The organism is Marinobacter salexigens (assembly GCF_018860765.1).
GTDB lineage: Bacteria > Pseudomonadota > Gammaproteobacteria > Pseudomonadales > Oleiphilaceae > Marinobacter > Marinobacter salexigens_A.
Genome location: NZ_JAHKPV010000021.1, coordinates 1,038,088 through 1,052,311, shown reverse-complemented (window position 1 = coordinate 1,052,311; position 14,224 = coordinate 1,038,088). Strand labels below are relative to the sequence as shown.

Annotated in this window: 12 protein-coding genes and 1 tRNA gene; 12 read left to right on the top strand and 1 reads right to left on the bottom strand. The window is 53.2% G+C overall.

Annotated elements, in window-relative coordinates:
- Positions 1 to 135: 135 nt before the first annotated feature.
- The 4 genes from mpl (at position 136) to KO508_RS18340 (ending at position 5,503) form a co-directional block, all read left to right on the top strand.
- Positions 136 to 1,530 carry a UDP-N-acetylmuramate:L-alanyl-gamma-D-glutamyl-meso-diaminopimelate ligase gene (gene mpl, locus KO508_RS18355; RefSeq protein ID WP_216009697.1) on the top strand — a complete coding sequence of 465 codons (1,395 nt, stop codon included), beginning with the start codon at positions 136 to 138 and terminating at the stop codon, positions 1,528 to 1,530.
- Between the two features lie 24 nt (positions 1,531 to 1,554).
- Positions 1,555 to 2,217: a flavin prenyltransferase UbiX gene (locus KO508_RS18350; RefSeq protein WP_436836626.1), complete on the top strand. Its 663-nt coding sequence runs from the start codon at positions 1,555 to 1,557 to the stop codon at positions 2,215 to 2,217.
- Between the two features lie 134 nt (positions 2,218 to 2,351).
- The gene (locus KO508_RS18345; protein WP_216009696.1) at positions 2,352 to 3,491 is read left to right on the top strand and encodes an acyl-CoA dehydrogenase family protein; all 1,140 of its coding nucleotides are present in this window, start codon (positions 2,352 to 2,354) and stop codon (positions 3,489 to 3,491) included.
- A gap of 143 nt (positions 3,492 to 3,634) precedes the next feature.
- A complete protein-coding gene (locus tag KO508_RS18340) occupies positions 3,635 to 5,503 on the top strand; it encodes a hypothetical protein (RefSeq protein WP_216009818.1) in 1,869 nt (622 codons plus the stop codon).
- A 136-nt stretch (positions 5,504 to 5,639) separates the two neighbouring features.
- Here the strand turns inward: KO508_RS18340 and KO508_RS18335 are convergent.
- Positions 5,640 to 5,726: transfer RNA gene (locus KO508_RS18335), tRNA-Leu, on the bottom strand.
- Positions 5,727 to 5,980: 254 nt separating this feature from the next.
- Here KO508_RS18335 and rnr point away from each other — a divergent pair.
- From rnr to alr, 8 genes are all read left to right on the top strand, one after another.
- Entirely contained in the window at positions 5,981 to 8,464 is a 2,484-nt protein-coding gene (gene rnr, locus KO508_RS18330) for a ribonuclease R (protein WP_216009695.1), read from the top strand.
- Between the two features lie 15 nt (positions 8,465 to 8,479).
- Complete coding sequence (gene rlmB, locus KO508_RS18325; RefSeq protein ID WP_216009694.1) at positions 8,480 to 9,217, top strand: 23S rRNA (guanosine(2251)-2'-O)-methyltransferase RlmB; 738 nt, start codon at positions 8,480 to 8,482, stop codon at positions 9,215 to 9,217.
- 230 nt (positions 9,218 to 9,447) lie between these two features.
- Positions 9,448 to 9,891, top strand: a complete 444-nt coding sequence (gene rpsF, locus KO508_RS18320; RefSeq protein ID WP_216009693.1) for a 30S ribosomal protein S6 — start codon at positions 9,448 to 9,450, stop codon at positions 9,889 to 9,891.
- Between the two features lie 25 nt (positions 9,892 to 9,916).
- On the top strand, positions 9,917 to 10,147 hold the full coding sequence (gene rpsR / locus KO508_RS18315; RefSeq protein WP_114613426.1) for a 30S ribosomal protein S18: 231 nt from the start codon (positions 9,917 to 9,919) through the stop codon (positions 10,145 to 10,147).
- A 26-nt stretch (positions 10,148 to 10,173) separates the two neighbouring features.
- Positions 10,174 to 11,040 (top strand): hypothetical protein, encoded by an 867-nt coding sequence (locus tag KO508_RS18310; RefSeq protein WP_216009692.1) that lies wholly within the window; start codon positions 10,174 to 10,176, stop codon positions 11,038 to 11,040.
- Between the two features lie 20 nt (positions 11,041 to 11,060).
- Entirely contained in the window at positions 11,061 to 11,507 is a 447-nt protein-coding gene (gene rplI, locus KO508_RS18305) for a 50S ribosomal protein L9 (RefSeq protein ID WP_216009691.1), read from the top strand.
- Positions 11,508 to 11,736: 229 nt separating this feature from the next.
- Complete coding sequence (gene dnaB, locus KO508_RS18300; protein WP_216009690.1) at positions 11,737 to 13,143, top strand: replicative DNA helicase; 1,407 nt, start codon at positions 11,737 to 11,739, stop codon at positions 13,141 to 13,143.
- Positions 13,143 to 14,219, top strand: coding sequence for an alanine racemase (alr, locus tag KO508_RS18295; protein WP_216009689.1), 1,077 nt, complete (start codon positions 13,143 to 13,145; stop codon positions 14,217 to 14,219). Before dnaB ends, alr begins: the two co-directional genes overlap by 1 nt.
- The last annotated feature ends 5 nt before the right edge of the window (positions 14,220 to 14,224 follow it).

Here is a 14,224-nt window from a genome sequence, read left to right as displayed (position 1 = left end):
TGGTTCGACAATGGCGCAGATGATACGTCAAATGCTGACGATTTTCATGGCTGGAAATGCGGATAGCGATGCTCTTGACGGGATGGGGCGGATACGGGAGGCTTGTCGGGTTTCAACGCAGAGGACAGTCGGCGAATGCATATTCATATACTGGGGATTTGTGGCACATTCATGGGCAGCTTGGCTGTTCTAGCGAGGGAGCTTGGCCACAGGGTTACCGGTTCTGATCAGGGCGTTTATCCGCCCATGAGTACCCAGTTAGAAGCGCAGGGTATCAGCCTGATGGATGGCTTTAGTGCGGAGCATCTAAAACCAAAGCCTGATGTGGTGTTGATTGGCAATGCGATGTCTCGGGGCAACCCCGAAGTGGAGGCCGTACTCAATCGCAACATTGATTACATGTCTGGCCCCGAGTGGCTCGCCCGCGAAGTGCTTCGGCACCGTTGGGTTATGGCCGTTGCCGGTACCCATGGAAAAACCACCACCACCGCCATGCTGCTCTGGATTTTAGATCAGGCAGGGCTTGCTCCGGGGTATTTGGTGGGCGGTGTGCCCAAGGATTTTCCGGTCTCGGCCAGCCTCGGTGATAGCGACTTTTTTGTTATCGAAGCCGATGAATACGACAGTGCTTTTTTTGATAAGCGTTCCAAGTTTGTTCATTACCGCCCCCATACTCTTATCCTGAATAACCTTGAATTTGATCACGCTGACATTTTCGATAATGTTGAGGCGATTGAACGCCAGTTCCACCATCTGGTTCGCACGGTTCCTTCCCAAGGATTGATTATTCGCCCGAGTTTGGATGAGCATCTGGACAAAGCACTTGCTATGGGGTGCTGGAGCCCGGTGCAGGATATGGCCGTCGGTAGTGAAACGGCCGCTTCGATTGATTGGCGTGCGGAGCTGTTATCCGAGGACGGCAGTCGGTTTATGGTTGTTCACCATGAGCAGCCCGTTGCCGTGGTGAAGTGGAGCCAAACGGGCCTGCATAATGTTCGCAACGCTCTCGCAGCTATTGCGGCGGCAAAGCATGTGGGCGTAACGCCAGATCATGCGGTGGCGGCACTGTGTCGTTTTTCCGGTGTGAAGCGCCGTATGGAACTGCTTGCAGATGTTGGCGGCGTGAAGGTCTATGACGACTTTGCCCATCACCCAACGGCCATAGAGACAACGCTGGATGGGTTGCGCAATCAGGTGGGCGAGGAGCCGGTTATTGCTCTTGTCGAGCCTCGCTCTAATACGATGAAACAGGGTATTCACCAGCATACGTTACTGCCGAGTGCCGCGTTGGCAGATAAAGTCTATTGGGCCAATCTGAACAACATGGACTGGCTACCGGAGTTGGTCACTGCATGGCAGGCTGATAACCCGGACTCCGGAAAGCACCTTGTAGAGACTAGTGTAGAAGGGCTGATCGAGCGTGTAATGGCCGATCTGCCGAGCCCCTGCCACATCGTTATCATGAGCAACGGTGGTTTTGGTGGCATTCACGGTAAGCTTATAGCCGAGCTTGAACGTATTCATGGCTAAACCGGCTCGCAAGGAGGTTTATCGTTGACTCAAAATACGCCCGATAGTCTGCCGAACGCTCGCACTATAAATCTGGCGTTCACCGGAGCATCCGGCGCCCAGTATGGGTTGCGCCTGCTCCAGTGTCTGGTGGCAGCAGGCTGCAGGGTTCACGTAATGGTGAGCAAGGCAGCACAGATTGTTATCGCGACTGAAACGGAACTAAAGCTGCCGGGAAGTCCGTCAGCTATGCAGAAAGTGTTATCGGAATACACATCCGCCCAGTCCGGGCAAATATTGGTGTTTGGGCGCGAAGACTGGTTTTCGCCACCTGCTTCCGGGTCTGGCGAAAAGGCACCTTTGGTGGTCTGCCCCTGCAGCACTGGAACCTTGTCCGCATTGGCCACAGGAGCTAGCAACAACCTGATCGAGCGTGCGGGTGATGTAGCTCTTAAAGAGCGGCGCCAACTTATTCTAGTGACCCGCGAATCTCCGTACTCGCAAGTGCATCTGGAAAACATGCTGAGGCTTACCCAAATGGGTGCTGTCATCATGCCCGCCAGCCCGGGGTTCTATCATAGGCCGGAATCTGTGGAGGATCTCGTGGACTTTATTGTGGCCCGTATTCTCGACCACCTCGACTTACCTCAGGACTTAATGCCCCGTTGGGGCGAAGCTAGGGTTAATGCCCCGTTGGGGCGAAGCTAGGGTTAATGCCAAAGTGGATCGCAACGATGGTTTTGGTCAGCAGGATTGATGGTTTTAACCATTGAGCAATTGTGGCTGCCAGAAGAGACTTGGTGAACGTTAATTACAACACTGTTCACTGACCGAGGTTCAACATGATTCCACGTACGCTCTTCGACGCAGACCTTGACGGCTTCCGTGATTCTGTGCGGAAATTTCTTGAGCAAGAGGCTGCGCCATACCACGAGCAGTGGGAAAAAGATGGTCAGGTTAGCCGCGAATTATGGCAGAAAGCCGGTGAGTTGGGATTCTTGTGCCCAACCATGCCTGAAGAATACGGCGGTGTAGGTGCAGACTTCCGCTACAGTGCGGTGATTATGGAAGAAGTCTCCCGCGCGGGTCTTTCTGGCATTGGCTGGACATTGCATTCCGATATCGTTGCCCCCTACATTCTGAATCACGGCTCGGAAGAACAGAAAAAACACTACCTGCCGAAGATGGCCTCTGGCGAAATCATTACCGCTATCGCTATGAGTGAGCCGGGTGCCGGTTCCGATTTGCAGGGCGTAAAAACGACTGCTTTAAAGGATGGCGACCACTATATTTTGAATGGCTCCAAAACCTTTATCACCAACGGCCAGATGGCTGACCTAGTGATTGTTGTTACCAAAACCGACCCCAAAGAAGGCGCTAAAGGTATCAGCTTGCTGCTGGTTGAGTCCGCCTGGGAGGGGTTTGAAAAAGGCCAGAACCTGAATAAAGTGGGCATGAAGGCACAAGATACATCCGAGCTGTTTTTCCAGGATGTAAAAGTTCCGGTTACTCACCTGTTGGGCTCCAGAGAAGGGCAGGGCTTTATTCAGTTGATGCAGGAGTTGCCTGCCGAGCGTTTGCAAATCGGTCTAACAGCTATTGCTGCCGCAGAAGCCGCTTGGCAGTGGACGCTGGATTACGTGAAAGAACGTAAAGCTTTCGGCAAGCCGGTGATCAAATTTCAGAATACGCGTTTCAAAATGGCGGAGATGAAAGCAGAAATTACCGCAGCCAGAGTGTTTACCGATCGTTGCCTTGAGCTTCACCTTGATAAGAAACTCGATATTCCTACGGCAGCTATGTTGAAGCAGTACACAACGGACCTGCAGTGTCGGGTTATGGATGAGTGTGTTCAGTTACATGGCGGCTACGGATATATGTGGGAATACCCGATTGCCCGCGCCTGGGCTGATTCGAGGGTTCAGCGTATATACGGCGGAACCAACGAGATAATGAAAGAGATCGTTGCGCGGGCGTTTTAAGCTGCTCTAAACGAAACCCCGGGGTCATTCCCGGGGTTTTCTTGTTACCTATCTTTACAGTTTGCCAAACCTATCAAGGTCTCTGGCTGCCACATCCCCTAAAGTAACGGCACAACCTCTAACAAGGATAAACGGTTGCCGTGATGAGACCTCTTATATTCCTGCCTGTTTCTGTACTTTTTCTCGCCATTGCCGGTTGCGGCAAGGAGTCTGATGAGCTGCCGGAAGACGGGCGCGACTTTGACGGTGTGCAATACAGCGATCCGGCACCCTATACCGGCAGGGTGATAGACGGCTACCTGAAAAATGCTCGGGTATGGCTGGATATGGACGGCGACAGCCAGTACACATCTGGGCCAATGGAGTATGAGCTGGCTTCCGGCCGCAAGGTTGTCTTGGCTTCCGGAGAGCCAACTGCCATGAGTGGCGAAGGTGGTCAGTTTACGTTGGATACATCAGAGCTCGTGATTGAGCCGGAGATTGGGCCCGATATTGATCCGCGCGCATTTCCCCTCCATGCTCTAGCACTTCCCGGTAAAACTGTAGAACAAACTCGCAGCGGGGATGTTGCTGTTCCCCGTGCGTTTATGCTCTCGGCAGAGCCGGGTGTTCGCAATATTACGCCGCTTACAACCCTTGCCCGGTTCCGCCGCCTTATAGCCTTGGAGTCCTTGTTTGGGACGGCAGATTCGTCGTTGGCCAGTCTGGCAGGCATCAACTTATTGCGAGACTATGTGCTTGCCGAAGACGATCAGGCCCATGCTTACGCGCGAGCTATGGCGCGCTTTATGGCCAGCCAATTTCCAGATGCCTATAACGATCTGCTGGCCAAGCCTGATAGTGATGGCACCGAACGCCTGCTTACCCGCCCTGCGGCGTTTTTACTGGGCGTATCGATGGTACAGAACGCGGGTGATGTGATTGCCGCTGTCGATTCAGCGGCTCAGGGCAACTATGCCAACGTTGATGTTGACCTCATTGACTTGCCTCAGGTGCCGCTGGAATTGAGTGATCCGCTGCTTCTAACAAGCCAGCAAATCTATGCCCAACCAGACCGCTCAGACAAGCTCCCAGCCAACCGTTCAGACATACTGATTTCTGCCGAGCTGGAATTTGAATACAGCGAAGACGGACGCTTGCAATCCATATCTTCAGAAGGTTGTCTTGTGCCCTCCATGCAAGAAATTGCAAGGTTGGTCAGCGTTAATGGATATATGGCGCAACTAAGCACGCAGTGGTTACCTTCAGCATCTTTGTCGCCACAAAGCAAAATTGCCTATGACAACCCCGGCGTTGATGAGCGCTTGGTATTTGATTGGGCTAACCGCTCGGCCAGTTTCGAAACCGTCACCACCTGCTACCAGAATGAAGGCATAGTGCCAGGGTCGACAGAGTTGGGGGGGAACCCGGAGGTAACCTACAGTTGGAGCTTTGACAATGGCAAGCTGAAAGAATTGGTTGCGCAAGGTGGCACTTCAATTCGAACCTTGGTACCCGAGCTTTCCAATGCACCTGCTGGCTTCACCGGCTACCAGTTGACGGAAGACGGTGGTGAGCTGGAATCAATGACCTACAGTGGCGGGCTCCAAAGCTGCACGATTGATGAGAAAGTGGATGCAGAGAACGCAGCGCAGGTAGTTACAGGGTTCCACGAGTATGCATTCTCTGGCTACGAGCCCCAGCCAGTTGGGTTTGTTGGGCTTTCTTTCGAGTTTGATACCCGAGATGGCCTTAATCGGCCTCTCAGTTACGGATTCCTCGCGCCACAAATGTCACAGCTTAGTAACGTAGATGCTGAGAATGGGTTTGAGTGGGCGCTGTACTATCCCGCAAGGACCAGTGAAACTCCTCTTGGTGGCACTCCCAATCTTATTCAAGAGGCATTCCTCAAGACTTATGGTGGCGGTCGTGCTTGTGGTCGCGAGTTTGAGGGGGTGCCCTCCGGCGTATTTGCACGGGTAGCCTATCGTTATCAAAACCTATCGGAATACCTTGTCGAGCTGCTGGAATGACCGGCGGCCTCGCGGGGTTAGCGAAACTACCCTGCGCATAGAAAAAAGCGCCCAAATAAAGCACGCAATAATGCCTGATGTGGTCTGTCGACGATAATTCATTAGTATGGGAATTCACATTTCTCAGGGAGAGAAATGGTGCCGAGGAGAGGACTTGAACCTCCACGCCCTTGCGAGCACTAGCACCTGAAGCTAGCGTGTCTACCAATTTCACCACCTCGGCAGGTGATTTGCAGAGTTGTCCTTAGTTTGTTGAAAACCGGAGACTTCTGCCAAAGATGAAAGTGATGACTCATCTGATGGCGCGTACTTTAGTAATTCCCGCTTAAGCTGTCAAACATTTTTTCCTTATGTAGGCGGCAGGTATTTGTGCCTATAAAAGGTGGGTTGTTAGGCAGGTTGCCTGTACCAACGTATACTATATTGCAAATGAATATGAACAGCGCCGCTGTGGCGCCGCATTGAGCAAGGATTTTAATGGTTTCCAGAAATAAAAAGCGTAAAGACCCTCATGCTGGTCGTGAGGCTCAAAATTACGACAACCCGATTCAGAGTCGGGAATTCATACTTGCGCACCTGAAAGAGCGGGGCGCGCCGGCAACGCACGAAACATTGTGTTCCGAGCTTGGTCAGATAGACCCGGAAGGTATCGAAGCACTCAGGCGTCGGCTTATTGCCATGTGCCGGGATGGCCAGCTTATTTGTAATCGCCGTGACGCGTATCTGCCGATTGAAGAGGCTGATCTGGTCAGCGGTCGTGTTATCGGGCACAAAGACGGTTTCGGGTTTTTAGTGCCGGATGACGGTGGGTCGGATCTATTTCTCACTGCGCGGCAAATGCGCCAAGTTTTTCACGGCGACCGTGTTGCAGCCCGAGTAGATCGGGTAGATGAAAAGGGTCGGCGTGAAGGGGTTATTGTTGATGTTATTGAGCATCGCACTCACCAAACAGTCGGGCGCTTCTTTAAAGAAAGTGGAATTGCTTTTGTTGTGCCAGAAAATGCCCGGATCAACCACGAAGTGCTGATACCGGATGAGCATGTGGGTGAGGCCTATGCTGGGCAGTATGTTGTCGTGGATATTGTGCGCCAGCCTACGGTTCGCACCCAACCCACGGGCAAGATTGTCGAGGTTTTGGGAGAGCATATGGCCCCCGGGATGGAGATTGATGTGGCTATCCGTTCTTACGACATTCCCCATAGTTGGCCAACCGAGGTTGGAGAGCAGGCGGCTGCCATTGCTGCCGAAGTGGAGGAAAAGGACAAAAAGAACCGAGTCGATATCCGCAATATGCGGCTCGTTACCATTGATGGTGAGACGGCCCGGGATTTTGATGATGCAATATATTGCGAGCCCAGAGGGCGGGGCGCGTATCGCTTAGTGGTGGCGATAGCCGACGTCTCTCACTATGTGCGTACAGGTTCACCTCTGGATGAAGAGGCTTTGCGCCGGGGCAACTCTGTGTATTTCCCCGATCACGTAGTGCCTATGCTTCCGGAGAAACTGTCCAACGGTTTGTGCTCATTGAACCCCGATGTGGATCGCCTCTGCATGGTGGCAGACATGACCATTAGCGCGGCTGGTAACATCAGCGGATACACCTTTTATCAGGCGGTTATGCGTAGCCATGCGAGGCTTACGTACAACAAAGTCAGCGATATGCTTGAGCGTCCAGATTCCGAGCCGGGCTATCGCTTGTCAGCTCAGTATGCTGACGTACTTCCACACCTGCACAACTTGTACGATCTATATAAGCTACTGCGTAAGGCGAGAACAGAGCGTGGCGCCATAGATTTCGAAACCACGGAAACCCGCATTGTTTTTGATGCGGAGCGCAAAATCGAAGAGATTGTGCCAGTACACCGTAACGATGCTCATAAAATTGTGGAAGAGTGCATGCTGTGCGCAAATGTGGCCGCGGCGCGATTCCTCAAGAAGCATAAAATGCCAGCGCTTTATCGGGTGCATGATGGCCCTTCGGAAGAGCGGCTCAACTCGGTGCGCTTGTTTTTAGGTGAACTTGGTCTTCAGTTGGGCGGTGGTGATAAGCCTACCTCGGCCGATTATCAGGCGTTATTGTCGCAGATAGTGGATCGGCCGGATGCTAACGTCATCCAAACCGTTATGTTGCGCTCGTTGAGTCAGGCTGTTTACAGTCCGGAAGAAAGTGGTCACTTTGGCTTAGGTTTCCCAAGCTACGCCCACTTTACTTCGCCCATTCGCCGTTACCCTGACCTTATTGTGCATCGGGCTATTAAGTCTCGCATTCACAATCCCGAGGTAACAAAAGATGTGGTGTCGCCGGCGGTATTTGATCCCGCGTTGGTGGAGTACCCCTACGATCACGCCAAAATGGAGCAGCTGGGCGAGCACGTGTCGATGACAGAGCGCCGTGCGGATGACGCTACCCGTGATGTGATGGCATGGCTCAAGTGCGAATTTCTCAGCGACCATGTTGGCGAAGAATTTGACGGGGTGATCGCAGCGGTTGTGCCGTTCGGCTTCTTTGTTGAGTTGTCGGGGGTTTACATTGAGGGCCTAGTGCACGTTTCCACCCTCAGTGGCGATTATTTTCACCATGACTCAGCTAAGCATCGCTTGATCGGTGAGCGCACGGCTATCAGCTTCCGCTTGGGGGATGAGTTACGCGTTCGTGTCGTGCGGGTGGGCATGGAGGATCGCAAGATTGATTTGGAGCTGGTTAGCGAACCCAGGCGTCGGCAAGCGGATCGAGACGCTTTGAGCGTTGCCAAGCGTGACCCGCGAGGCAAAGATGGGAAGCGTTCTGAAAAAAGTCGTGGTCGCGGAGGTGCGCCTGCACGCGCGCGCAAGCCTCGTAGTGCGAAGGCTCAGCTTGTAGCGGATGCGGCTAGCGAAGCCGGTAAGAAACCAAAGAAAGCGTCAGGCAAGAAGGCCGCAGGTCTCAGCAAGCCGCGTAAGTCGCGCAAAACAGATAAGTAGCAGGAAGTCGAACCAGTGTCCGAAGAATTTGTATTTGGCTGGCATGCGGTTGAGGCTGTCCTCAAACGCGAGCCAGAAAGGCTGCGGCAAGTCTGGATTCAGACTGGCCGGCAGGATAAACGTGTAAAGACCATCACGGATACGCTAGAAGAGCTGGGTGTTCGATGGGCGGTTGTTCATCGCCGTGAGCTCGATGAGCGAGTTGGTGGGGTTCATCAAGGTGTTGTTGCTGCGGTTAGTGAAAGCAGGGAGTGGAGTGAAGACGATCTTCTGGCTCAGCTCGCAGCGAGTGACAAACCTCCATTCTTATTGGTGCTGGATGGCGTAACCGATCCTCATAATTTGGGCGCGTGCATGCGTACCTGCGACGCGGTTGGTGTGCAGGCGGTTATTGTACCCAAAGATAAATCTGCTTCATTGACTCCGGTAGCTCGCAAAGTTGCTTGCGGTGCGGCAGAGACTGTACCGTTTGTACGCGTGACGAATTTGGCGCGTTTTCTGCGCACTTTGCAGGATCAGGGAGTCTGGTTGGTCGGAACAGCTGGTGAAGCAAAAGCAACCTTGTATCAGGCAGATTTCAAAGGCCCGATTGCACTCGTGATGGGTGCCGAAGGCAAGGGTATGCGTCGGCTCACCAGAGAACACTGCGATCAACTGATTAACATCCCCATGCTTGGCCACGTGGATAGCCTGAACGTTTCTGTAGCCACTGGTGTTTGCTTGTACGAGGCTTTGCGCCAGCGTCTTGGTTAACTCTTGCACAGAGGGCCGCGTACGCCTAGAATACGTGACCCCTTTTTCAGGGGAAGGTTTTGTATTGTCTTTAATCGGGCGTGCAAGGCTTCGCTTTTGATAAAGCCTTTCTCGTAAAGCCTTATTGATAGAGCAAAAAAACCGGCGGCTTTGGCTGCCACCTCCTTGCTTTCATGCTTCCCGGCCAGTCCGCGAATTAGAGAAAGCTGTTTAAACCGTAGGGAGAACTCATGCGTCACTACGAAATCGTATTTATGGTACACCCGGATCAGAGCGAGCAAGTGCCCGCGATGATCGAGCGTTATACCAGCCTCATCACTGAAGATGGCGGCAAGGTAGATCGTTTGGAAGATTGGGGCCGTCGTCACATGGCTTACCCGATCAACAAGATTCACAAGGCTCACTATGTGCTGATGAACGTTGAATGTTCACAGGCAGCAATGGACGAGCTGACTCACAACTTCCGGTTCAACGACGCCATTATCCGTGACCTGATTCTACGTCGCGATGAAGCCGTTACCGATATGTCTCCGATGAAAGCCGCTGAGTCCCGTGAGGACCGTCGTTCCGGCGGAGATGATCGTCCGCGTCGTTCAGCTGAATCTTCTGATGACAGTCAGGGCGAACGCCAAGACGAGAATCAGACAGCTGAGTCTCAGGACGAAGAAGAGTAATTAACCGGAGTTGAGGAGTTACGTTATGGCTCGTTTTTTCAGACGTCGTAAATTCTGCCGCTTCACGGCAGAAGGTGTTAAAGAGATCGATTACAAAGATCTGGACACCTTGAAAGGTTATGTCACAGAAACCGGCAAAATCGTGCCTAGCCGTATTACCGGCACAAAAGCACGTTATCAGCGTCAGCTGGCGACCGCTATCAAGCGCGCCCGCTACCTGGCACTGCTGCCGTACTCGGACAGCCACGATAACTAAGTAACAGATAAACAGGACTTGGGACCATGCGTGCACTAGCACAATTTGTAATGCGCGGTCCCCTGCAGGCCAGCGGGGTAGCGGCAGTAACAACTGCAGTACCTTTGTTGTTCTGGATAGGCGCGGCGGTTGTTGGTCTGGTTGTCCTCAGACTCGGTATCAGTCAGGGGCTCAACGTCGGTCTTTGGGCACTGCTTCCAGCGCTTGGCTGGAGTGTGTTTGGAGGCGATCCAACGGCTTTGGCAGTGCTGCTGCAAGTGATGCTGATGGCATCCATGCTGAGAACAACGCTGTCCTGGGAGAGAGCCCTCCTTGGGGGGAGCTTTCTGGCGATCGTTATGGGGCTTGTCTTGCCCATGGCGTACCCCGGTCTGATGGACGAGCTCGTTCGCGCCGGGGTTGGTTTTTACGAGCAGTACAATGCTGAAGTGGCCCGTTCGCTTGGGAGTGATCTCCAGACGGTTATACGGGACACCATGAACGCCAGTATGGCCGGTAGTTATCTGGCAGTCGGCGTGGGCATGACAATGCTGGCAAGATCGTGGCAGTCGGGGTTGTACAACCCTGGCGGATTCCGTAAGGAGTTCCACAATCTCAAGCTGTCACCCGCGGTTACTGTTGTTCTTACCGCCACCATGGTTTTTGGCCCGTTCCTTGGGTTGAATACCATGTTGCTGGTCTGGGTGGCCGGAACGCCAATGTTTTTGGCGGGGTTGGCGCTTATACATGGCATTGTCGGGCGTAAGAATCTGAGCGGCCAGTGGCTCGCAATGTTTTACGTTGCGCTGGTACTTCTTGGCCCAAGCCTGATGATTCTGTTAGTGGTTCTGGCTTTTGTGGATAGCTGGTTGGACATTCGGGGGCGAATAAAGCCTGCCGGGCCAGCTGAATAAAGCACGAAGAGGTTAACGAGATGGAAGTTATTCTGCTCGAGAAAGTTGCAAACCTTGGCACCTTGGGTGACAAAGTAAAAGTTAAGTCCGGTTACGGCCGTAATTTCCTGCTTCCTTATGGCAAGGCTGCGCCTGCTACCGAAGCAAACCTGAAGGCGTTTGAAGAGCGCCGTGCCGAGCTTGAGAAAGCTGCAGCTGATAAGCTGTCAGCAGCTCAGTCCCGCGCTGAGGCTCTGGAAGGTGCGTCCTTCACAGTAACCTCTAAAGCAGGTGATGAAGGCAAGCTGTTCGGCTCTATCGGTGTGCGTGATATTGCTGATGTAATCACAGCTGCGGGTACTGAAGTTGAGAAGAGCGAAGTTCGCCTACCAGAAGGCCCGCTGCGGGCAACTGGCGAGTACGACATCGAGCTTCACCTGCACTCTGATGTTGAAGTAACTGTAAAGCTGGCGGTTGTTGCCGAGTAAGCTGTCTTCTCCGGAAGCAGCGCCGGGCGTGCCCCGGTCTCTGTGATGCGCTGGTGGTTGGTAGTGAGCTCTCCGGGGTTTGCTACTGCCCAACCCAACAGGCCCGAACCGTTTAATACGGCTTTCGGGCCTGTTGCTTTCTGGTATGCTGTAACGATCAAACCTCCTCCATTATTACGACCTCCCATTTCCAGTGTCGTAATAAGGCTGCTCAACTAAAGATGTGTTCATGGCCAAGCCTACTCTAAAACCTGCAATCACTGATCCGGAAACCAGCCGCATCAAAGTACCCCCCCATTCCGCAGAAGCGGAACAGGCGGTTCTTGGTGGCCTTATGCTGGATAACCGCCGATTCGACGAAATCACCGAGATTATTTCTGCCGTCGATTTTTACCGTCAGGATCACCGATTGATTTTCGGTGCGGTTGAACGTTTGGCCAGCGAGAATGAGCCGCTGGATGTGGTTACTTTGGCCGAGTTTCTGGAGCGGGCCGGTGATATTGAAGACGCTGGAGGGTTGTCGTACCTAGCCGAACTGGCGGAGAAAACGCCGGGCGCTGCAAATATTCGCGCCTATGCCGACATTGTTCGTGAGCGTTCCATACTCCGGCAGCTTGTAGAGGTGTCTGGCAAGATTTCGGATTCTGCGTTTAACCCGCAAGGGCGTAACAGTAACGAAATTCTGGATGAAGCCGAACGAAATGTATTTCAGATCGCGGAGTCCCGAGTCAAAGAAGGCTCTGGTCCGCAGTCTATCACTCCAATTCTTGCTAAAACCTTAAGTCGTATCGAAGAGCTGTTTGAGTCTGGTGAGCAGACAACAGGGCTGACCACGGGTTTTAGGGATCTGGACGATCAAACATCCGGCATGCAGCCGGCCGACCTCATCATTGTTGCTGGTCGCCCCTCGATGGGTAAAACCACCTTCGCAATGAACATTGTCGAGAATGCGCTTATTAGTACGGGCACTCCGGTTTTAGTGTTCAGTATGGAGATGCCAGCCGATGCACTGGCTATGCGTATGCTTTCGTCTTTGGGCCGTATCGACCAGAGCAAGGTCCGCGCTGGCAAGCTTGAAGAAGACGATTGGCCTCGCTTGACCTCGGCTGTTAGCTTGCTGAAAGAAAAGCCTTTGTATATTGACGATACGCCGGGACTAAGCCCTACGGAACTGCGTTCTCGTGCCCGTCGAATTGCCCGCGAGAACGATGGCAAAATTGGCTTGATTATGGTGGATTACCTGCAGCTGATGCGTGTACCCGGTAACACCGAAGGCCGAACGGCGGAGATTTCGGAAATTTCCCGATCCTTGAAAGGTATCGCCAAAGAGCTCAGTTGCCCCGTAGTTGCCCTTTCTCAGCTCAACCGAAGTCTTGAGCAGCGCCCGAATAAGCGCCCAATCAACTCTGACTTGAGGGAGTCAGGTGCGATAGAGCAGGATGCGGATGTCATCATGTTCGTCTATCGTGATGAGGTGTACAACGAAGACACGCCGGATAAAGGCATTGCCGAGATCATCATCGGCAAACAGCGTAATGGGCCTATTGGCACCATTCGCCTAGCCTTTATCGGCAAATATACAAAGTTTGAAGATTTGGCCCATGGCGACTACGGCGATTATGGTGGTGAGTACTGATGCCGCGTAATACAACTGCTCGGATTGATTTGGACGCGTTGCGCAATAACTATCGTAAAGCCTGTGCACGAGCGGGCAGTGCAAAAGCCATGGCGGTTGTAAAGGCTGACGGATATGGCCACGGAATTGCACAGGTTGCCTCTGCTCTAGCGGATGTTGCACCCAAATACGCTGTTGCCTGTATTGAAGAGGCCTTTGCTATTCGTGCAGCAGGTCTCGCTCAGCCAGTTGTCTTGCTTCAAGGCGTGCATGCCGTAGGTGATTTGGCGGAGTGTGTGCACAATCAATTTGAGCCAGTGCTGCACGGTGAGCATCAGCTGGAATGGATGGAGCAGGGTAGCGCTATACCCGAGTTCTGGTTAAAGGTTAATACCGGAATGAATCGCTTGGGTTTTTGGCCTGACGACTTGCCTGCGGTAATGGCTAAGCTGGAAAAGATAGGCGCCTTTGGTGGATTGCAAGGCTTTGTTAGCCACTTTGCCTGTGCTGACGACGAGAGCAGCGCAATGACAGCGGCCCAAACAGCCACCTTTGAAAAGGCCACTGCTCCTTGGCCCTCGTTCATGAGAAGCGTGGGCAACTCTGCTGCGCATTTTACTGCGGGGCAACCATTATTTGATTGGAGCCGCCCCGGCATAATGCTTTATGGCGGATCACCCATAATCGGAAAGGCCGGCCCCGAGTTGGGCCTTGAGCCTGTAATGACGCTCGAAGCGCCCCTCATTACTACCCGTGTTGTAAAGGCGGGCGACAGTGTGGGCTACGGCGCTGGTTGGGTTGCGCAACACGACACCCGGATGGGAATGGTGGCCGTTGGCTACGGTGACGGTTATCCTCGCCATGCTGGCACCGATACCCCCGCAGCCATTGGGGGACGCCGTATTCGGCTCATCGGGCGAGTGTCGATGGATATGTTGGCGGTGGATCTGAGTAATACGCCTGAGGCCCGCGAAGGGGATCTTGTTGAGCTTTGGGGGCGTACCGTTGGTGTTGATGAGGTTGCCAGCTGCGCTGGCACCATTTCTTACGAGTTGCTGACGGGAATTACCCGCAGAGTTCCTCGTATATGTCGATAGCCTGA